This window comes from Acinetobacter sp. 22323 (genome assembly GCF_052044895.1).
GTDB classification, from domain to species: domain Bacteria; phylum Pseudomonadota; class Gammaproteobacteria; order Pseudomonadales; family Moraxellaceae; genus Acinetobacter; species Acinetobacter schindleri.
In genome coordinates this window covers 1-21,951 of sequence record NZ_JBQEOL010000021.1, presented here as the reverse complement: position 1 = coordinate 21,951, position 21,951 = coordinate 1, and the positions used below count along the sequence as shown (strand labels likewise).

The 21,951-nt window shown below is 41.2% G+C and carries 18 protein-coding genes; 5 read left to right on the top strand and 13 right to left on the bottom strand.

Annotated elements, in window-relative coordinates; genetic code table 11:
• Positions 1-74: 74 nt before the first annotated feature.
• The 4 genes from ACTJIX_RS12805 to cxpE form a co-directional block, all read right to left on the bottom strand.
• Positions 75-2,525 carry a CSLREA domain-containing protein gene (locus ACTJIX_RS12805; protein WP_005222807.1) on the bottom strand — a complete coding sequence of 817 codons (2,451 nt, stop codon included), beginning with the start codon at positions 2,523-2,525 and terminating at the stop codon, positions 75-77.
• Positions 2,526-2,536: 11 nt separating this feature from the next.
• Positions 2,537-4,405, bottom strand: coding sequence for a rhombotarget A (gene rbtA / locus ACTJIX_RS12800; RefSeq protein ID WP_440611509.1), 1,869 nt, complete (start codon positions 4,403-4,405; stop codon positions 2,537-2,539).
• Positions 4,406-4,527: 122 nt separating this feature from the next.
• Positions 4,528-5,232 (bottom strand): DnaA regulatory inactivator Hda, encoded by a 705-nt coding sequence (hda, locus tag ACTJIX_RS12795; protein WP_004815088.1) that lies wholly within the window; start codon positions 5,230-5,232, stop codon positions 4,528-4,530.
• A 14-nt stretch (positions 5,233-5,246) separates the two neighbouring features.
• The gene (gene cxpE / locus ACTJIX_RS12790; protein WP_004815086.1) at positions 5,247-6,467 is read right to left on the bottom strand and encodes a chloramphenicol efflux transporter CxpE; all 1,221 of its coding nucleotides are present in this window, start codon (positions 6,465-6,467) and stop codon (positions 5,247-5,249) included.
• A gap of 134 nt (positions 6,468-6,601) precedes the next feature.
• Between cxpE and purM the strand changes: the two genes are divergently transcribed.
• Together purM and purN are read left to right on the top strand one after the other, a co-directional pair.
• On the top strand, positions 6,602-7,672 hold the full coding sequence (gene purM, locus ACTJIX_RS12785) for a phosphoribosylformylglycinamidine cyclo-ligase (RefSeq protein ID WP_004892154.1): 1,071 nt from the start codon (positions 6,602-6,604) through the stop codon (positions 7,670-7,672).
• Between the two features lie 4 nt (positions 7,673-7,676).
• Complete coding sequence (purN, locus tag ACTJIX_RS12780) at positions 7,677-8,306, top strand: phosphoribosylglycinamide formyltransferase (RefSeq protein WP_440611508.1); 630 nt, start codon at positions 7,677-7,679, stop codon at positions 8,304-8,306.
• Positions 8,307-8,362: 56 nt separating this feature from the next.
• On the opposite strand, the gene ACTJIX_RS12775 is transcribed toward purN, so the two are convergent.
• Together ACTJIX_RS12775 and sppA are read right to left on the bottom strand one after the other, a co-directional pair.
• A complete protein-coding gene (locus ACTJIX_RS12775) occupies positions 8,363-9,169 on the bottom strand; it encodes an alpha/beta fold hydrolase (protein WP_286861391.1) in 807 nt (268 codons plus the stop codon).
• Complete coding sequence (gene sppA, locus ACTJIX_RS12770; RefSeq protein ID WP_004815079.1) at positions 9,166-10,188, bottom strand: signal peptide peptidase SppA; 1,023 nt, start codon at positions 10,186-10,188, stop codon at positions 9,166-9,168. Before sppA ends, ACTJIX_RS12775 begins: the two co-directional genes overlap by 4 nt.
• A gap of 128 nt (positions 10,189-10,316) precedes the next feature.
• Between sppA and ACTJIX_RS12765 the strand changes: the two genes are divergently transcribed.
• Positions 10,317-11,327 carry a lysophospholipid acyltransferase family protein gene (locus ACTJIX_RS12765; RefSeq protein WP_440611507.1) on the top strand — a complete coding sequence of 337 codons (1,011 nt, stop codon included), beginning with the start codon at positions 10,317-10,319 and terminating at the stop codon, positions 11,325-11,327.
• On the opposite strand, the gene ACTJIX_RS12760 is transcribed toward ACTJIX_RS12765, so the two are convergent.
• The 3 genes from ACTJIX_RS12760 to ACTJIX_RS12750 all read right to left on the bottom strand — a co-directional run bounded on the left by ACTJIX_RS12760 (position 11,314) and on the right by ACTJIX_RS12750 (position 15,775).
• The gene (locus ACTJIX_RS12760) at positions 11,314-13,767 is read right to left on the bottom strand and encodes a DNA internalization-related competence protein ComEC/Rec2 (RefSeq protein ID WP_440611506.1); all 2,454 of its coding nucleotides are present in this window, start codon (positions 13,765-13,767) and stop codon (positions 11,314-11,316) included. The genes ACTJIX_RS12765 and ACTJIX_RS12760 overlap by 14 nt on opposite strands.
• 96 nt (positions 13,768-13,863) lie before the next feature.
• A complete protein-coding gene (gene lolD, locus ACTJIX_RS12755; RefSeq protein ID WP_004815072.1) occupies positions 13,864-14,547 on the bottom strand; it encodes a lipoprotein-releasing ABC transporter ATP-binding protein LolD in 684 nt (227 codons plus the stop codon).
• Positions 14,540-15,775, bottom strand: a complete 1,236-nt coding sequence (locus tag ACTJIX_RS12750) for a lipoprotein-releasing ABC transporter permease subunit (protein WP_004815071.1) — start codon at positions 15,773-15,775, stop codon at positions 14,540-14,542. The genes lolD and ACTJIX_RS12750 overlap by 8 nt, the downstream gene beginning before the upstream one ends.
• Before the next feature lie 26 nt (positions 15,776-15,801).
• On the opposite strand from ACTJIX_RS12750, the gene ACTJIX_RS12745 reads away from it, so the two are divergent.
• Positions 15,802-16,368, top strand: coding sequence for a PilZ domain-containing protein (locus tag ACTJIX_RS12745; RefSeq protein WP_004815068.1), 567 nt, complete (start codon positions 15,802-15,804; stop codon positions 16,366-16,368).
• 10 nt (positions 16,369-16,378) lie between these two features.
• Here ACTJIX_RS12745 and ACTJIX_RS12740 read toward each other — a convergent pair whose 3' ends face one another.
• Positions 16,379-17,281, bottom strand: a complete 903-nt coding sequence (locus tag ACTJIX_RS12740) for a DMT family transporter (protein WP_440611505.1) — start codon at positions 17,279-17,281, stop codon at positions 16,379-16,381.
• A 15-nt stretch (positions 17,282-17,296) separates the two neighbouring features.
• Positions 17,297-17,800 carry a YaiI/YqxD family protein gene (locus tag ACTJIX_RS12735; RefSeq protein WP_163165409.1) on the bottom strand — a complete coding sequence of 168 codons (504 nt, stop codon included), beginning with the start codon at positions 17,798-17,800 and terminating at the stop codon, positions 17,297-17,299.
• 229 nt (positions 17,801-18,029) lie between these two features.
• On the opposite strand from ACTJIX_RS12735, the gene ACTJIX_RS12730 reads away from it, so the two are divergent.
• Positions 18,030-18,959, top strand: a complete 930-nt coding sequence (locus tag ACTJIX_RS12730; protein ID WP_004815058.1) for a hypothetical protein — start codon at positions 18,030-18,032, stop codon at positions 18,957-18,959.
• Between the two features lie 606 nt (positions 18,960-19,565).
• On the opposite strand, the gene serC is transcribed toward ACTJIX_RS12730, so the two are convergent.
• Positions 19,566-20,648, bottom strand: a complete 1,083-nt coding sequence (serC, locus tag ACTJIX_RS12725; RefSeq protein ID WP_180184690.1) for a 3-phosphoserine/phosphohydroxythreonine transaminase — start codon at positions 20,646-20,648, stop codon at positions 19,566-19,568.
• 145 nt (positions 20,649-20,793) lie between these two features.
• On the bottom strand, positions 20,794-21,420 hold the full coding sequence (locus tag ACTJIX_RS12720; protein ID WP_227591048.1) for a hypothetical protein: 627 nt from the start codon (positions 21,418-21,420) through the stop codon (positions 20,794-20,796).
• Between the last annotated feature and the right edge of the window lie 531 nt (positions 21,421-21,951).

Genomic DNA, 21,951 nt, shown 5'->3' with positions numbered 1-21,951 from the left:
ATTAAAATTATTGCCAAAAATAAAAGATATTAAAAAAGCCTCAATTGAGGCTTTTTTATTGTTTCTATAATGCTTTAGCTCTTGAATAAACGACGTGAACGATAAGCTGCAATGCCAAGCAGACCGAATAAAGCAATGATATTAATGGCACCGCCACCGCTGCTATCGCTATTGGTATTTTTCGCGCTATTTCTTAAAATAATAGTTGCAGTATTTGACTTTATACCTTCTGTATCATAATAGTGATACTTAATTGGATAATCAAACTGACTTAAATTATTTTTAATCTCGAAAGTAATTTTACCACCATAACATTTCTCACTCGTCGTTCCATCCAGACATACTCCCTCACGTTCTGCATACATATTGATTAATGAAGGATCAATATCTTCAAAGCGAATAGGTGCTGCCGTGTTATCCAAATGAGTTGGAGTTTTCCTGTATTGTGGCGCTAAATTATCCATTGGTCCATCATCGTCGAAGTCATTACTTAATGGATTGACTTCTACCCTTAAATCATTTTCTGGACGAATGGTATAAATATCATTTTTAGCTACAGGTGCAATATTGTTAAAGGTTGCAGCTAATACACCCGATGAACTTTCTGCCACTACACCATTCGCTCTTTCACTATCGGAAAGATTCTCTGTAAGAGTATAAACACAATACTCACTCACACCAGGCGGTGTGATAGCACCATCCTTACGGTAAAACATAATACGTTTCAGCTCAGGCACCCATTCACATACTTGTTGTTCGTCTGGACCAAAAGGAAATAAGTTAGTTCCACCTGTAGCACTGGCATCCAATTTTCCTACACCTTTGGCTTGAGTACTTATCGAATACTGATCTGCATCAAATGGTTTATTTCGTAGTTCACCATCTTTTTCAATTTGTTTAGGTAATGCCAATTCAAATGGATCGATATAAATTGCACGGTATTTTGCAGATATTTTCGTATTTGTTAATAAAGAATTAAAGTCATCGAGTTCAGCCTGAATTTGCAATTTTCTTGGTGCATTTCCAGGATCATCCAGCATAGCTTTCAGCTGCTGGATTCGATCTTCATAAACAGTAATCATTTCACTATATGCGATATTACTTAATGACTGTATATCCGCTGCAGTTAGGCGCATCAATTCAACAGAACCAATATCGCAGGTATTGGCATTCTCTGGATTGAGCAATAATGTTCCATTCGAAACACGGAAAATTTCACGCTGATCACTTTCACTACAGTTAAGATGTCCAGCATTTACAAAATCTGTATTACTGTTTTTATCTATAGGGTAATACAGTGGCAAATATATATTATATGGAGAGGCAGGTTTATAATCCGAGAGCAATTCTGAACGTTCTATGGCTGCAGGGATGATGATGTTTTTCGCAGCATCTATTAATTTTACGGCCGGAACCGTACATGTACTATCTAATGCATTATTTGTCAGAATCATATTAATTGACTGATCTGCCGTATTCCCTCCATTTAAGGCATAACTACAGGATTGACCGGTATTAAATGCCAATATATTAGAGTTAAATGCTTTCATTCCCTTATCATCATATAAGAGGGTTGCAGCAGCTTCATTTTCTACAATCGTATTACTCACTAAACCTAATAAAGCTAAACCATTAAGAGGCTTTTCAGCACGAGAGCTGAACTGAATAATTGCACCATCTTCTTCATCTACCCTATTTTTAGCAATAGTAGAAGCATGAATATCAATACTGCCTGCGCCACAATAATCAATAATGCTTGTGCTGGAACTCATTCCCGTTTGATAATTACCATTCTCGACAATACTGCTATGACTGATACTAGTTGGTGAGGTCGTTGGTAGTCCTTTACGCTCACAATCCATTGCCCAGACACTACCCAGTGGTGCATGATTACGCATGATCAGGGTTTTAATGAGAGATACAGTTCTTTCACTATCACTACCGACAAAGTAGATCGCTCCGCCCTCATTATCCGCTTTGGAATCGAGAATGGCGGAATTGTAGATTTTGACTATTCCCCCAATAAATAAAGCTCCACCATTGCCACGATCGGTACTAGATGCCTTGGCATAACCATTCTTTAGCGCAATATTATTAATTTCAAGTGTAGTTCCAGAAGTAACCGTATTGAAAATTCGTGACTGGCCTTGTGCATTAATACTGGTCTGAATTGGCTGTTGGGCCGGGAAAGTTCCCTTTAATAAATCTTTAGCCTGCTCATCAAATGGTAATGCACCATACAAAGATATTGGTGAATTTAACTTGAGCTCACCCCGAGTAAGTATATATTCACCTTTTTCTAACTGAATATAATCAGGCTGTCCAGGTAAACGATTGCCTACATTACAGCTTCCATAACTTTTATTTTCATAAGCTGTTCTGATTGCTTGTCGTAGTGAACATGATTTAAGATCATCTATATCCAAAGTCGTCGTTACTTGGATAATTCTACTTTCAGCTGCCATCAATGACATAGTCGACAAAAAGACAGCTGTGAAAAGTCCTTTTTTATAATTCTTCATCATATATTTCCAAATTATTTTTTTAGTTTTCGCCAGGTCAAGCCGCCCATCAATAGTACCAGCCAGAATATACTGGTTGCCCCACCTGATGTTTTAACCTTATCGCTTTTCATATTATTTTCTGCTTCCATTACGATATTTACTCGAATTGGAAGATAAGCTGCATTTGAATCAAAACGATTCATCGTAGTCACTACACGTATAGTAAATAGATCTGCGCCTGCTTTAGGGTTTCTTGGGGTATAAACCAAATTACCATCCAAATCCAAAGAAACGGTTCCCTTAGAACTTACATGAGCCTGTTGTTCAATCAGTAAACAGCCGTCTTGCCATTCTTCACCCTGAGGATGGTCTAGTACCACTTCCTTACATTTCTCTTTAGGCAGAAGATCGCTATCACCTAATGCTTCTATGATAGAAATCCGGGCCACCTGATTATTTAACTTACCAATCAGTAAATCCTGTCCCACCAGACTCGTATCTCTGGAATCCTGGATTTCGATTGCTCCTCGATCACATTTACCGAATGGTGACTTACCACGCTGGTCATAACCTACACATCCAGCTTTAGTTTTATCAGTATTCTGTTCACCTTTATTCAAGATTGGAGTGGTATTCAAACTTGTATATGTCATCAGGATTCTTGGCCTGAAATACCCCAAAAATTGTTTTTCATTTTTAAAATAGGGGCATAAAATCGCATTTGCTGAAGTGGTAATATTCGGACACTTGCCCTCTAACTGATCACCAGCAAGAACCGTATAAGCATCATCCAGAATTTCATTCGCATAAATAGAAGCTCCCGTACCACAGGAATTCCCTACCAAGTTATTCTGCAAAATGGAACTCATTTTGACTTGCTCAGAACTAAATTGACAGTTCTGATCAGTGTTAGCAGAAGTACTCCCTGGATTATTCAATACAATACTATTTGCTAGATAACCAGGTTTGTTTACTACATCAAACTTGACCCCAATTGAATTATTTATAATTGTGGCATTATTAACAGCAATCCCATCAAGAATAGTAACTGCCGCACCTGTATTACCATATAGAGTAGAACTAAAAATATAGGATTGCGGTTTAGCCAATACATCTGTTTCTTCATTGGATAATACATCACGAGTATAAATATTGGATGAACGCGTATTTATATTGAAGGTGGTATTTTTAGCAATTACAGACTGTCGAATATCGAAGCTGGGTAGTTCACTATAAATAGCTCCTCCTTCATCTGCTTTATTATTCTCAAGCAAAGATTGCAGGATATAAAGGCTACCAATTTTACTTGGATCTGTTTTATCAGTACCAGCCACATAAATCGCACCACCTTCATTTGCCGTACCACCATATAATTTGACATGTCTTAGTGTAAGCTTGCCTTGGTTATAGATTAAACCTCCTTTAGATGATTTACAGCTATTAACCTTACATCCTTCTAAAGTCACTTCACGAAATTCAACCGCTACCTGCTTACTTATTCCCGAAATAATTTCAGTATTGGCAATATTGAATATGCCACCAAAAGTAGAAGCATCCAAATTATCAGCAACACGAATAATGGCATTGCTCAAGCCTTCAGCTCGATCATCACCAATATTTTTATCATAAACAGTACGGATATTTACTGAGTGCAATATCTGTAAGGGAGAGTTTAGTTTATAGATTTCTTTTTCTTTCAAAGTAATAATAGCGATTGGCGTGTTGTCTCCACAGCCCATATAAGGCTTATCCATCCCCTGATTAATATATTGCACGGCCTCACGTAGGGAACATTCTTTATCATCCCTGACGATATCTTCAGTGGTGGTGACGACAATTTCAGCACTGTATGCCTGCCCCATAATACATAGCAAAGCAATGCCTAAGCTCTTCTTGAGCATGACCTTCTCCTAATTTTTTATAATCTTTCTTTTTATTCTAAAATCGCATCATCCTAGCGATATTTGAATTATTTTGCTCTAATCTGTCATAATTTGAGTAATTACTCAAGAATTTTTATTATTTATCGATATTCGTCAATCAATGCATAAATCTGCCTTAAATTAGCATTACTCACTTTGAGTTTCTCACCCTTTAAAAGTTGAATAATCTGTTCAAGTGTTTGTAAAAGTACTGAGGTCTGATGCGGACCATGACTCAGCAGGTAATCAAAAATTTGCTGATCCAGATGAATCCCACGTCTATCCAATACTGATGATACCAAGGCAAAACGGTCAGCATAAAGACTTCCGTTCGGAACGCGCGTACTCACCGCTTGGGTCAAACGAGACTGTAAATCCGGTAATTCCAGCTTAAGTTCAATCGGAGCAAACCTTGAAGAAAAGACCAGCTGACCACCGCCTTCATTATTATAATTAATTAAGTGAAAAACTGCCTTTTGCCAGTGGGGTACGCCACTAATCGCTTCAATATCATCTAAAGCTACCAGATCATAGCGGTCAAGTGAGGTAATGGCTTCTGTAGGTGCATCCAAAAGTTCCAATAAAGAGACCTGAATTGCAGTTTTCCCCACTTCCAGATAAGAATCACAAATTGCAGAAAGCAAATGACTCTTACCTGTTCCCGCACCACCATAGACATAGAAACGATTAATCAGACCCGCATGGAGCTGGCGAATCGCATCAATTACATGTCCCCATCCCGGACCCGAAAAATCACTGATTCGGGCATCGAGCTGGGGTTCAATATCAAGTTGCAATTGACGCATATCTATTTTTTGGCCTATCCATCTTTAAGCTGGGTTTTTTCAATCTTACTCGATTTTTCATCTGCTTGCAGTGCTTTCTCATGAGGCGATTTCAGGTCAATATCTACATCTACATTAGGGGTTTCAATATTGATAGAGCCAGTAGAGGCCTTTTGGATGATGAGGGTTCTATTATCGTAGAGTGCACTTTTTTCATAGAATTCACGGGCATGACGCAGTAATACAACGATCACCGCAGCGACTGGCAAGGCAATCAGCATACCCAAGAATCCTGCCAGTTGAGCACCTGCCAATACGGCAAATACCACAGCGACTGGTGACAGGCCTATTTTATCGCCAAGCAGGAATGGTTGCAGGATATAGCCTTCTACCGCCTGACCTACCATGAATACAATGCCTACTAGAACCAGTTGCCACCAGTCAATTCCAAACTGGAATAAAGTCGCCACTACTGCTGCAATAATCCCAACTGCAAAACCCAGATACGGGATAATACTGCATAGGCCTGCGACCATCCCGATGATCAGGCCGATTTCCAGGCCAATCAATTGTAAACCGACGGCATAAACAACGCCTAGTAATACCATGACCAGAAATTGTCCTTTCACAAATGCACCCAAAACTTCGTGACATTCACCAACAACTTCCAAAGTACTACGCTCGTATGGACGTGGAATGAGTCGGCGCATGCTGTCGAGCATGCGTTCCCAGTCGAGCAGGAAATAAAAAGCAATGATAGGAATAAGAACAATTGTTCCACCAATCTGAATAAAACTGATCCCTGATTGTGCCAATTTCAAGGCCATTGCCTGAATGCTGTCGGCACTATAATTGGTCTGGACATAATCCATGACCACACTGGAAATCTGGTTGGTGTCAATTTCCATTGGCACGAGATTAAAAGTATCAGACAGCCACGGCAGGAAAGTATAATTGACCCAGTGAATTCCAGCAGGAATGCTGTCGCGGGCATACATTAACTGTTTCCACACCAACGGCACCAAGTACCACATGGCTAGGGTCAGCACCACCCCGATCCCGATAAAAACAATACTGATAGAGAGCCAGCGCGGCAGACCAATACGATGTAAACGATCAACCAAAGGACTAAATAGATAGGCGATAAAAAATGCGCCGACAAATGGAACAACAACAGGCTTAAGTAGGTATAACACCCAAATAATCAAGGCGATACCAGCCAAGATAAAAATGCGACGTAAGGTACGATCTACCATAAAGTCTTGCCTTTTCTCTATTAATCATTATAAAAAGTAAAATATTTGAATAAAGATAGCATTTTAGGACATAAATAACATAAGAGTTTCGTATATTCGGGTATAATCAGCGCCGCGAATGCGGAGACTTCATTATGAGCAACTCAACTTCTACCCCAAACACTGGTTTAAGCTACAAAGATGCAGGTGTCGATATTGAAGCGGGAGACGCGTTAGTCGACCGAATCAAGTCCGTCGCTAAGCGCACTAAACGTCCTGAAGTTATGGGCGGTCTTGGTGGCTTTGGTGCACTTTGTAAAATCCCTAAAGGTTATGAAGAACCTGTTCTCGTATCTGGCACTGATGGTGTTGGTACAAAATTACGTTTAGCATTGAATTTGAACCGTCATGACACAATTGGTCAGGATCTGGTTGCAATGTGTGTAAACGACCTTCTCGTTTGTGGTGCTGAACCACTGTTCTTCCTGGATTACTATGCAACTGGTCACTTGAATGTTGATGTCGCAGCAAATGTTGTTACTGGCATTGGTGCTGGCTGTGAACTTGCTGGTTGTGCATTGGTTGGCGGTGAAACTGCTGAAATGCCAGGCATGTATGAAGGCGAAGACTACGACCTTGCAGGTTTCTGTGTGGGTGTTGTTGAGCAAAGTAAAATTATTGATGGCTCTAAAGTTAAAGCAGGCGATGTGCTAGTTGGTGTTGCATCTTCAGGTGCACACTCAAATGGTTACTCACTACTTCGTAAAATTCTTGACGTGAAAAACGTTGATTTAAACCAGATCATCGATGGTCGACCACTTGCTGACGTAGCAATGGAACCAACACGTATTTATGTAAAACCGATTCTTGAATTGCTTAAACAGGTAGATGTGCATGCAATGGCACACATCACTGGTGGTGGTTTGCCAGGTAACCTGCCTCGCGTACTTCCAAATGGGGCTCAAGCAGTTGTGAATGAGTCTTCTTGGGAATGGCCTGAACTATTCAAGCTTCTTCAACGCGAAGGTGGTGTAGAACAGTTTGAAATGTATCGTACATTTAACTGCGGCGTAGGTATGGTACTTGTTGTTGACGCAGCAGATGCAGACAAGACTGTAGACGTACTGAACAGCCTTGGCGAAAAAGCATGGACGATGGGTCACATTGCGGACAATGCCGAGTCTGTAGAAGGCGCTGATGAAAAAATCCGTGTAATTTTCGCATAATCGCATGATTAAAATTGCTGTTCTTGTTTCAGGCAGTGGATCTAACCTGCAAGCCTTGATTGATGCCAATCTGTCAGGGCAAATTGTCGGCGTAATTTCCAACAAGCCTGAAGCTTATGCTTTAGCGCGTGCGCAAAAAGCTGGAATTCAGACTGCAGTCATTGAACACAAGCAGTATCCGAATCGTGAAGCCTTTGATGATGTAATGCATCAGAAACTGTTAGATTGGGATGTGGATTTAGTGGTACTGGCAGGCTTTATGCGAATTTTAAGTGAAAAATTTGTTAAAGCCTGGGAAGGTAAAATGGTGAACATCCATCCTTCTCTCTTGCCGAATTACAAAGGTATGCATACGCATCAACGGGTGCTGAATACTGGGGATACCCTGCACGGCTGTACCGTACATTATGTAACCGCTGAACTGGATGCTGGTCAGGCATTGGCTCAAGGGGTTTTAAAAGTATCTCATCAAGATACAACACATACTTTAGCTCAGCGCGTGCATATACTGGAACATCTGATTTACCCGCAAGTGGTGGAATGGATCTGTACTGGTACGATTCAGCATACTGCTGCTGGCGTAATGTATCGCGGTGAGTTGATGCAGGAACCGGTTCAATTCTGCAAATTCTAAAGAATACACTGCATAAAAAAACGCATCCCCGGATGCGTTTTTTTATGATTCATTTTTCACTTTAAAGACTGCTCTGCAATGAGCTGCTTGATCAGACCGACGACTTCATACGGTCTTTCTAAAGGAAACATGTGTCCACCTGGCGTTACCGTAAAGGGAATACCAAACTTTTTCTGAACCAGTCTTGGAAACTGTCTTTTATGAAACAGGCTTTCATCACCTACAACAAGATGCATCGGCAGTTTGACCTTTGCTTGCGGTAACCACCATAAGGATGGATTGGTACGAAAGATATTCACTTCGTCCATTTTGGGAATGGTCAGCTCAACCCCACCCCGCACTGGGTCATCTTTCAAGGCATGATCAATATAGGCTTGAAAACACTCCTGATCAAAATCTTTATAAAAGCCCTTTGAACGTAGTAATTCTGCTGCCTGCTCACGGGATTCCCAATGATCACGACGGCGTAAAGATAAAGCAGCAGGTGACATCGTATCCACAGCCTTTAGCTTGAATACTTTTGCCATATGCAGCATCAATGAAGACGGTCCCATAATCAAAGGTGGGTCCAGCATGATCACCTGCTCGAACAGTTCGGGCCGTTGACGAGCAGCCATCATGGTTAAGGCTCCACCTAGCGAATGCCCCAGACCAATCACCTGGCGACCTTGTGCTTGGCGTACGATACTGTCGATTACTTGCTGGGTCAGGCTATTCCAATGATTATCAATCGGATAACGTTTATCTGGACCCAGCAACGGCACATAGATAATGTCATACTCATCTTTTAGTCCATCAAACAGTTTCTGATAGACACGAGAAGGCACGCCATTGGCGTGCGCAAAATGAATAATTGGCTTCATTGCAGTTTGGTCTGACTTTCAGTACTGAGTTTCTGAGCGACCGAGCTGGCAATACCTTCACCTAGGGAAGCCCCCATACGGCCCAAGATAGACTCAAATGGGCTGTATTCAACGGTGTAGTTCAAGGCTTTATCAGTTTTCAGCTCACGCTTCAGGGTTTGTAAGCTACCGGTACGGTCAGCAATACCTAATTGTACTGCCTGTTCACCCGTCCAGAACAGACCAGAGAAAATTGCAGGATCAGTTGATTTAAGCTTTGCTCCACGACCTTGTTTCACTGCATTGATAAAGTGAGCATGCACATTATCCAACACACCTTGAACATGGGCTTTCTGTGCAGCATCAACTGGTTGGGTCATCGAAAGTAGTGCCTTATTTTCACCCGAAGTCATGGTACGGTCTTCCACGCCCAGTTTCTGCATCAGGTTACTCACACCATAGTTCGGCATGATCACGCCAATTGAACCGACCAGACTCGATGGATTGACAATAATTTCATCTGCAGCAGAAGCAATATAATAAGCACCCGAAGCGCCAGTATCACCAATTACAGCATACAGCTTTTTCTGCGGATACTGCTTTTTCAGGTACTGAATTTCCTGCCAGATTTCATCAGATTGCACTGGTGACCCCCCTGGAGAATTGATATTCAGAACCACTGCTTTCGCCTGCTTACTTGCATAAGCTTTCTTCAGCGACTTGATGGTGTTGTTACTATTCACACTTTGCTTGTCTGATGCAATCGTGCCAATAATATCAACCACCGCCAGATGCTCATCTGATGTTTTAGTGGCATCAGTCGATGCTGTACTGCAGCTTTTGCCCATGGCAAGGATAATAAACAGCAAATAGGCAAACGTCAGGAATTTAAAGAAGATCCCCCAACGACGTGCGCGGCGCTGCTCTTCTACAGAGGCAAGTACCGCTTTTTCAAGCAGTTTCCACTCAGGTCCTGTCGGTTGCTGAGGTTGTGGCGTATTTTGTATTTGATTTTCAGGTTTTGGTGGCCAATCGGACATAAACAATCCAACACATAATTATATTGTGCCCATTATATACACCGATTTGAGTATTTCTGTCTAAACCAGCAGTTTTATCCTATAATAAATTTCAATTATTCCTTCCCATTGCTCTTAATATCAATTCAATGACTGCACAAAGCTCAAAGAATTCAACCTATGGTTTGCTTAAATTCGTCAGCCGACTTCCGCTCCCAATTACGAGATTGATGGCAAGCAGTCTTGCGGGCATTGTAAATCTATTGAAGACTTCCAAGACCTCAGAAACTATTCGCTTTAATCTGAAAATTGCACTTCCGGAGCTTTCAGAGCAGCAACGTGAAGAGATTACGCGTGCCTCAATCCGGAATGAATTGATGTCTTATTTTGAGTTCTTTAGTATTTGGGGCTCGAGCAATGAAAAAAATCTTCAACGTATCCATCATGTAGAAGGACAACATTTACTTAAGGAAGCACTTGCAGCAAATAAAGGACTGGTACTGATTGTGCCGCATTTTGGTACCTGGGAAATCATGAATGCTTATCTCGCTCAATTTACTCAAATGAGCATCATGTATAAGCCGGTCAAAGATCCTGCTGTGGATAACTTTGTTCGTGAGGCACGGAGTCGTGAGCAGGCTACCTTATTACCCACCGATGAAACAGGCGTTCGTCAGATTTTTAAAGCCTTGAAACAAGGCGGCACGACAGTGATTCTTCCAGACCATACCCCAACTGCAGGCGGTGAATATATTCCTTTTTTTGGTGTACCACTCAGCTCAAGCAACCTCAGCGCCAAACTGATTCAAAAGACCAAGGCAAAATGCCTGTTCCTTTTTGCAATGCGTAATACTGAAGGAGGCTTTGATGTATTCTTCGAGCCCCTCGATGAGCAAATTTATAGCTCTACCCCGAATCAGGGTACCGAGATTATTTTCAAGAAAATGGAAGAATTGATTCATCGTTACCCGGAGCACTACCATTGGAGCTATAAACGCTTTAAAGCGCATGAGTCTCTGGGCGGCACCATTTATCGCATTCCACAGGATGAAGCACTGGCTAAAATTAATGATCTGCGCCAGGCCTATCAGGACGAACAGGCAAAACTTGCAGTAGAAACTTTACAGACTTTAAATACGAATACAGCTATTGAATCTTAAGACCATCTCTCTGCAACCATCTATATTTTGATCGATAAGATGCAAGATGTATTTGTTTTTCTTTAATAAAAAACTCGATGCTACCGTGCTCTGGCGTACTTAACAGTGGAATATTTAAAGCTTGTAATCGTGCTTGAGTCAATCGACTGGGATGGCCATAACGATTAAATCGCCCAGCAGAAGCAATCGCGATTTTGGGGCGGTAATGCTGTAAAAACTGATAGGCTGAACTGTGCTGACTACCATGATGCCCCAAGACCAACACATCGACTTTTAAATCCGGATAATCTCTTAGCAAATGAAACTCAGTTTGCCAGCCTGTATCGCCCATCAGTAAAAAATGCTGATAAGGCCAGGCATCTTTAACTTGTATATGGAAAACACAGGAATTTTCATTTTTATCAGGTTTAAACTGATTAAGTGAGTCTGACCGCGGTGATAACACCTGAAAATAAACCTGTTCATTCCAGTTCCAGGACTGTCCCTGCTGACATAATTTAAATTGAGTACTTTCATTCAGTTCAGCCTGTTCACTGGCGATAAGCTCTGAAACCTTAAGTTGATCACGGATATGCATATAAGCTCCGCTATGATCCTGATCCAAATGGGTCAATACCAGCTGATCAAGCTTAGATATTCCCTGCACGGATAGAAATGGAAGAATGATCTGTTCACCGACACTAAAACGGCTTTCATCATAATTGCCACCAGTATCCACCATCATGTTATGTTGGCCTTGACGGATAAATATGCTTTGACCCTGCCCCACATCCAGCACATGCAATTGAAATGGCGAATGATAAAGCGGTATTGCCATCATGGGTACCAGTCCACACGCTGCCCATGACTTAGGTACCGCTCCACGCGGTATAAAAAGAATTACAAGAATAACTACACTCAATATCAGTAGCCATGATGTCATAGCGACCGGGATCAGTTCAGGTGAAAACAGATGATCCAGTAGATTTAAAAAACCAAGTAACGTACTGATCATCAGATCGTTCATTTGAAAGATCAGTGCCGCGAATGGTTCCGCAATGAAGAAAAATAGAGCGGCAATAATATCCAGTGGCACAACAAGTAGACCAATCCATGGAATCGCGAACAAATTACTCAATGGTGCGATCCAGGCCAGCTGTTTAAAGAAAATAATCATTAAGGGAAATAAGGCGACAAAAATTTTCCACTGAGATTCGACTAAAACTTTTAATGCAAAATATAGACGTTGTCCTGGACTTTGGATTACATCTCGTGGTTGTCGTTGTATGGTCTGATAAATTCGCAGCAAGACAAAACAGGCACCATAAGACAACCAGAAAGCTGCGGACAAAATACTAAAAGGATCCAGTAACAGTAATATTGCTGCACTTAAGATCAGTAACTTTAAAGGTTGCACATACTGCCTCAACCAGATACTGGCCGTGATCATCACACAGATCAACAAGGTACGTAAGGCCGGAATTTCAAAACCGACAAAGGCGCAGTACAGCAAGACACAAAGTAAAAAAGGTATACTCAGGTAATATTGTCTGGGCCATTTCAGATAGAGAGCTGGAAAAAGCCTGGCTGTCAAAAACTGTAAACTCGCACAGAATATCAGTGCAAAAATCACTACATGCGGCCCAGAAATTGCCAGCAGGTGACTCATACCAAAACGGCGAAACTGCTGTTCAATTGCTGGATCCAGTAAACTCTCATCTCCCGTTAGCAGAGCCAGCATCAATCCTTTGTTTCGTATTGGCTGTTGGTAAATAAATACTCTTAACTCTAATCGTTTTTGTTCAATCCAAAGAAGTAGCGAGGATCTTAAACTTTGCTGTTGGCGTAAATGCTGGCTAAAACCGAGTGCATAAACTTCTTGCTGGGTTAAAGGCTGAATCTGTTGAATACGAAATCCTGCCATCAGGTTCTGCTCAAGGTGCCATTTCTCTACATCGAATGCACCGGGCGTGGCATAGGCATGTGCCGGTCGTACTTCCCCGTTTAGTCGATAATACTGTCCCAGCTGGAGTTGATTTGACATATTAAACGCAGCCTGCACTGGTCCTTCCTGTTTAACAGAACCTAGCCACTGCACTAGCGTCCCATTCGGCTGTAATACCTGTAAGGGTTGCTGAATAATATTGGTATTTATTTTGTTGAGCCGGGAGATATAAACGATAACTTCTCGCTGCCCAACTTCTTTCTCGATAAATTGCAATCGCTGATCAAGAGCATGATTGGCAAAGCCCTGCCCTAATAAAAAGCTCAGACTTAAGGAAAATAAAATAGAAATAAAACGTAGATAAACATGATGCAGCCTTAAATAGATGACCCGGTAGATAAGCAGCCATACCAGCATAATCAGGCAGACTGATCCTGCTGATAACTGGTATTCAGCTTTACTCCACCCCATTGTTGTCAAGCCAAGAATCCAGCCTACACCTAGCCATTGCAGCATGATTTTTCTTTTTATTGTTATTTTATGACGCAATAATAAAGCCCACCGGAGTGAGCTTCAATCAAAGAGGATTATTCCAATATTTTTAGGACAATATCAGTCATTCACCCATAATCCATCCTGCATATGCAGAATACGGTCTGCTGACTGAGCCAATTGCTCATCATGGGTTACGATCAGCATGGCCATATTGAACTCCTGACGTAATTCGGTCAGTAGCTCAAAAATTTTTACCGCAGTTTTACGATCCAGATTCCCGGTCGGTTCATCGGCCATCATCAGTTTTGGTTTCCCCACCAAGGCACGCGCCATGGCCACACGCTGGCGTTCACCACCAGACAGCTCGCCCGGTTTATGGGTTAAACGATGACTTAGGCCCACACGTTCCAGCAGATACTCAGCTTGCTGTTTCACTTCCTTAAATTTGCTGCCCTTACGTAGCATCAGTGGCATCGCGACATTTTCAAGCGCGGTAAACTCAGGCAGAAGGTGGTGGAACTGATAGACAAAGCCCAAGTGCTCATTACGCACATAACCACGCTCAGCTTCAGACAGCGTATCAAAACGCTGGCCGTTCACCATCACGTGACCCGAAGTTGGACGATCTAAACCACCGAGCACATGCAGCAAAGTACTTTTGCCTGAACCACTTGAACCAACAATTGAAACAAATTCACCCGCCTGCACCTGCAAAGACAGACCACGGATCACTTCAACTGTAGATTTACCATCGGTAAAAGATTTTTGAATATTCTGGGCATCTAGAATGATATTACTCATAACGTAATGCCTCCGCAGGCTGAATCTTCGCTGCACGTAGCGCAGGATAGATTGTTGCTACAAAACTTAAGACCAATGACAACACAACAATCAGCACTACATCCTGCCAGCGTAGATAAGACGGCAAGTAGTTAATGAAGTAGGCATCAAACATATGTAGACCCAAAGTATTGTTCAGCCAGCCCACCAGACTACTAATACTAGTCGCAGCAATGATACCCAGAATTGCACCGGCACAGGTACCAATCACACCAATGACAGTGCCCTGCACCATGAAGATTTTGGTAATAGTCGCAGGTGAAGCACCTAAGGTACGTAAAATGGCAATATCCGATTTCTTGTCAGTTACTACCATTACCAAAGAGGAGACAATATTAAACGCTGCGACCAAGACAATCAGGAACAGTAGCAAGCTCACCATTGCCTTTTCCATCTGAATGGCACTAAACAGGTTACCGTGAGTATAAGTCCAGTCAGAAGCATAGAAGTTTGCTGGCAAATTCATGACAATATCACGTGAAACTTGCGGTGCCAGGAAGATATCATCCAGCTTCATGCGGATCCCCTGTGCACCATCTGGCAGACGCAGCAAAGTTGCCGCATCATTCAGGGCGATATAGCCCATCATTGAATCCACTTCTGCACCAATGCTGAATATTCCGACCACATTAAAGCGCTTAAAGCGTGGCACTACACCAGCAGGTGACGGCGTGGCTTCCGGCAATACCAAGGTAATACTGTCGTTTAAACCGACCCCCATTGAGTCTGCCATCTGCTTGCCCAGCACAATTCCGAACTCGCCTTTTTTCAGCTGATCGATACTGCCTTCAACCATATGATTTTGAATGATAGAAACATTCTTTTCATAATCTGGTTCGATTCCTGTGACCATGATCCCGGCAACCTGCCCTTGCGCAGTCAACATTCCCTGTAACTGGGTAAATGGAGCAACACCTTGAACATGTTCATGTTGTTCAATTTTTTTTGCAAGTTCAGGCCAATTTGTTAAAATTTGTGTTGAAGAAACAGTGGCTTGAGGTATCATTCCTAAGACACGATTTTTTAATTCTCGATCAAAACCGTTCATTACAGACAGTACTGTAATGAGGACTGCCACACCAAGCGTGAGGCCGATCATAGAGACTAAAGCGATAAAAGAAATAAAGTGGTTACTGCGCCGTGCGCGAGTATATTTCAACCCTATGTACAGCGAGATTGGTTTGAACATAACCATCTAGTCCGAGGTAATAAATTATGGAAAATTTACAGCATCAGCATGGAGTTACTGAAAGACGTGTCATGTCACGCATCGATGCTGCCTTACGAATTAATTATCAGATTATTTCCGATGATGTAGCCTTAAATGATCCTTACGATGCTAATTTCGTATTGCCCCGCTATTTTCTACTACTTGCTGAGTTAGATCAATTTGATCATGCACTCAACTACGAATTAGAACAATTAGCTGAAAAAGATCAACAAATTGCTCGAATCTTATCCTTATTTAACCAAAAATTAAACCTGATCACCGGGTCTTTATACGATTCAATTGTACAGAGCATGTTACCTGTCCCTGAAGATGTGAACTTTTCCGAGTCTGGCTTAAGCTTTTTTAGTAAACATCTCATTAAGGAAGGCACCTATATTCACCTGACCTTAAGCCATCCGGAGAACTTCTTCCATATTGCAGCGACAGCGCAAGTGGTTTATAGCCGTGCCGAAGATAATGGCCAATTCCGCACTGGGGCTTATTTCATTACTCTACATCCACAGGACCGGGCAAAAATTAGCGAATGTGTGAAAGCTTACGAAATTCCATAATCTGACTAAATTATTGCTTTTTATGACGGGCCTGAATACTCGCCCGAATTTCTTTCAGGAAATATACAACAAGACCAGACAATAAAATTACGACCCCCACCAAAGCAATGAGGGGCAATTTTTCATTATTCAGTAAAGCGCCTATCATTAGTGCCAACATCGGTGTCAATACATTGGTAAGCGACAAGGTAGTCGGTTTGATCTTCTGCACCAGTTTAAAATAACAGAACATCGCAATCAGCGAAGCCATTATTACGGCATACCCTAATCCAAATAGACTCTTGGCATGTGGCATGGCAGTAGGTGCGTATTGCCAGATAAAAGGCAGCATACCGATAGAGAAAATTACCGACAAGCCAATTGAGCCTGCTGCCTGTGCCATCGGGTCAATTGGTGCATTAATCTTTTTCACCCAATACATGGACATGCAATAAACCAGCACACCAATTAGCGCAATCACAATCCCGACTGGCTGAATATGCTGATCCGCATCCCCCAGACAAATAATAGAAAGTCCTGTTAAGGCAATTGTCATCCCTAGCCATTGATTGAGAGAAAGATGCATCTCAAACATGAAGCGCCCAATCAGGCCGGAAATCACAGGTGAAAGACCAAACATCAGGGCAATGATACCGGAGCTAAGATAGTCTGTAGACCAATAGGTAAAGGTCTGCGAGCCGATAAAACTGCAGGCCCCTGCCAGATAGCTGTGCAAGGAAACACGATCAAATGGTAACCGGGTTTTAAACAGCCAAAGTAGTCCCAAAGCCAAAGGCAGAGCCAGAAAGAACCGGATTGCCAATGCCCACATTGGATGCAGATCTTCCACACTCCAGACAATTGCCAGTGGTGTGGTGGACCAGATGAAAACCAGTAAGGCATAGGTTACCATCAGGTTACTTTGTTTGGGCATTTGAAAATTTTCTCGTTATTTTGCAGCTGTTTTACGCTTTTGCTTTTGAATGGTTTGATCGAGTGAACTGGAAAACTCGCGTTTATCACGCTCAGAAATTGGTGGCGGTCCGCCAGTTTGTACCCCTGCGCCACGCAGCGTATCCATAAAATCACGTAAATGCAGACGCGCTTTGACATTCGCCGTGGTATAGATTTCACCTCGTGGATGAATGGCAATACCACCTTTTTCAATGACCTGTGCCGCCAGCGGAATATCCTGGGTAATCACGATGTCATGTTCATTCATGCGATCTACAATTTCCTGATCTGCCGCATCGGCACCACTGAGTGCCTGAATCGAGTTAATACGAATTGAAGGAGTGATCCCTACAGGCTGGTTTGCTACAAAAGTCACTTCAAGCTGATAACGGTCTGAAGCGCGAATAATGACATCTTTAAGAATACGGGGTAATGCATCGGCATCTACCCAAAGTTTAAATGGCAACACGCATGGGTCCGGGATAGAAATGAATGTCATCTATTCTAGCAAATGCAGTGCTCATCGTTCCGGTTTTCTTTATACCCTTTTGATATGACCATGTTTGGTACACCCTTTGGACAATTACAACTATGCTGATCTCTAGACTGCGAATAAGAATTGACAAGAATCTGATGGCAATTTAATTTTAAAATTCATCTGATTGACTTGAAAAATCAGAATGACCCTCGATTAACTATAAATAAGCAATCCCAGATCAATTGTGCATATGAAAAATTCAAATAGTCCTGAGATCATCACTATCGATGATCAAAACTTCGGTAGTCATGTTGAACACTGGAATCTCCTTACAGACAATCCAGGTACCGATGTACCGAAGTGGTTAACTCAGGCACTTGATGCCCCGGTCATGCCGATGGGTCTCTGCAAACAAGAATGCGATATGGATGAAAACACCTGGCTGATTCAGGGTCCGAGCAAGGCCACTGTGCAGTTAAGCCAGATCATTGAGGTGGAAAGCAATAAACCCAAAGCTGTGAAAACCGCTTTTCCATGCTTCGACAGTCCTTATAAAGTGAAGGCACAAATTGAACGGATTATCAGCTGCAAATCTAATACTCAAGCCGTATTACGCCTGAATCTGGGTCTGAACAATATTGTGTATGCGTTTGACAGTCTGTATAGCGTCAATCATACACAATACGATAAAGATCAAAATTATCTGGTGAATCTGAATGCCTGGGCTTATGAACTCGAGCCTGTAGCGGAACATGAACATCTGATTGTCGATGATCCGGCTTCAATCAAGCACCACCGTGCGCTGAATGATATTCTGGCAGCCAACAATGGCGTTGCACCTGAAAATCTGCAGGAACAGATTGATGCGTGGGAACCTAAATCTGAAGATGATAAAGCTCCGGTTACTGTGGATTTCTCTAAAATGGTGGCTTACCTCTATGGTGAAACCATTGGTCAGGAAGATGAAGCCTGGTTCCAGGGCAATATTGTCGGTAAGACTTCAATGCAATTTATGGATCAGGAATACACACTTTATGATGTCACCCTGATTCATGATGAAGGTCGTCCTGCCACCCTGCTCCGTGTTGCTACGCGCAATCCAGCACATAAAGACTTTAGTATCGGGCAATATATCCGTGGCAATCTATGGATTCAGGCCAACATTTATAGCAAAGCCTAAAAATTTTATATTTTAAATTCAAAAACAGGAGATATTCACATCCGTTGAATATCTCCTGTTTTTTTAAATAAATATTTTCATTGATGATTTTATTGAGCTGGTTATTTTATCCACAACTTACTCTTCTAAATACACTTTATAAATTTACAAATTAATCACTTATCCACAATTTTAAATTCAAACAAATTCATTTTTAAAATAACGAATATTATTTATGATATTGGCAATACCCTGTAAACAGTGACTCTTGCTTTCGCAGGATTAAATAAATAGATTTATTTAATGGATAAAAAAATAATAACTTTATGCAGTTAAATTAAGAATGTACTTTATTTAACCAATTTTTTATGATAAAAAGGCTCATAACAAATAGTAATTAACGATAAATAGATCGGACAATAATATCTATGAAAATCGTACAGGAAGAAAATTTACATCAAGTCGAGCATCATCTTCGCTCGAGCTATGACATTGACATGATGTCATGCTTGTTTTTTGCCTTGGGCATGCTGATCTGCGCCTTTCTACTTCATCTTTTCGTGTTTTAATTTTCAGAATCGGAAGATAAAAAAACCCAGCCTGAGCTGGGTTTTTTGCTTGCTGGATTTAAGCATTGCGTTTTGCAAACTCATCCATGAATTTTACCAGTGCCTGAACACCTTCAAGCGGAACCGCATTGTAGATACTTGCACGCATACCACCTACTGAACGGTGACCTGCAAGGTTCAACAGATGATTTTCTTCAGCTTCTTTCAGGAACTGTTTTTCCAGTTCAGGTTTCGCCAAAGTAAATGGCACGTTCATCATTGAACGGTTTTCTTTGGCAATCGGGTTTGCATAGAAATCGCTAGAGTCGATATAACCATACAGCAGTTCAGCTTTTGCGAGGTTAGCTTTATAAATTGCGTCTACACCGCCCTGCTCTAACAACCATTCAAATACCAGACCTGACAGGTACCAGGCATAAGTTGATGGAGTGTTCACCATAGAGCCGTTTTTCGCTTGATCTGCATATTTCAGGATGCTTGGAATTTCCGGTTTCGCTTGATCCAATAGATCTTCACGGATAATTACCAGCGTCAGACCAGCAGGACCAATATTCTTTTGTGCACCGGCATAGATCAGGCCAAATTTAGTTACATCGATTGGCGCAGATAAAATGCTTGAAGAGAAATCACATACCAATGGCTTGTCAGTTTCAGGAATATGGGCAAATTGCAGGCCACCAATCGTTTCGTTATCTGCATAGTGCACATAAGCAGCATCATCTGACAGGTTCCAGATACTTTGCTCAGTAATCGCTAATTTACCGTCAGCAGTTTTAGTACCTGCTTCAATGACATTGATGTCACCATAGCGTTTTGCTTCTTTTAGTGCTTTTTCAGACCAGATACCAGTATGGATATAGTCAGCCTTGTTATTTTTACCGAGCAAGTTCAATGGAATTGCAGAGAACTGTAGCGATGCACCACCCTGTAAGAACAATACTTTATAGTTCTCAGGAATGTTCATGAGTTTGCGTAGATCTGCTTCTGCTTTCTCAGCAACCGCGACATAGTCTGCACTACGGTGACTCATTTCCATGATCGAAAGACCCTTGCCCTGCCAGTCGAGCATTTCAGCTTGAGCTTTTTCAAGAACGGCAGTAGGTAATGCAGCAGGACCAGCACAGAAGTTGTACGCGCGCATGATTTTTCCTTTCAGAGTGAAACACAATAAAATGATGGCATTTAACCATATCTGGACTTAGCTTGCACAAAATTATTTCAATCCATGAATGAAGATAGAGTCAAAAAATCAATGTAGATTCGAGGGATAAATTTAATTTCTACTGTTAACTTAAAGTTTTCGTTAAATCGTTTATAGCGGCCTGAACAACCAACCAAGAAATACTAGTAGTATCTTTATTAGGATTAAAATTCGATATCATATGTTCATAAGGATGAATTAAATTTCTAAATTCTCTGAGAGAATGGGAGAATCTTTTTACATCAATTTCAATCCAACCTAATGAATGCGCAACATCAATCATTTCACTCAATTTCCATTCTGAAAAAGGTTTAACCTTTCCTTCTCGGGTTTTAGGAGCTGAATATGCTTGATTAGCAAGCTTAATATTTTTATGAATTACTCCTAAAAGTAATCCTTCCAATAAGCTTCCCATAAGAATTACCGCCGATAAATCAGCATCAGCTTCGATACAACGTTGGATTTCGTCCCATCTATAATCAAGAATTTCTCCTACACCAGGTTCTAAACCTAATACTAGAAAATTGGGTCTAGGGATTGGCTTGAATTCAGGTTCAATCTTCTCACTAAAATTTATTTGTATTTTTTTAAACTTGGGTTCAATTCCTTCCAGATAAATTTCGAAGCCTTCTATATACAAAATTTTGTTAAGAAGTCTTAATGCACTTATTACTTTTGAATGATTTCCACTATATTCTTTTGGAGAAGCCAATCTTTTTAAAACATCAGCTAGCTGACTTTTACTACAACTTACAAGTTGCTCGAATACCCATTTAGCACGTGTTGATCCATCATGATAAACAGATATACCTACACTATGAAAAAAAGAAGTTAGATCTGAACCTTTTCGATAAACCGGATATATTTCTTCATTTGTTCCACATATGAATTCTGCTAAATTTTCTAATGTTTTTTATCAATTTTTTAGAATCAATCTCAATATTTATGTTTATATTTTACACAAAATATATATTTTGATATTAACCATAGAATTTGATTCTTATATAAATGATTCCTATAAGTCGTGATTATAACACTATTACAACTTTCCTTTTCTCCTAACCTACAAGCACTTGACTTATAATACTCATAAAACTGATTTAATGTGCTTTTGCATCTCTACTTTATGAAGGCTTTGTTGCACAAAGATTTGAAATGCAAAGCGCCCCTAATTGAGCCAAATTTAAGGCGTAACTTGGGTAAGTGGGCGACCTAATTCCGTAAATCTGTTAAGGACTGCTAC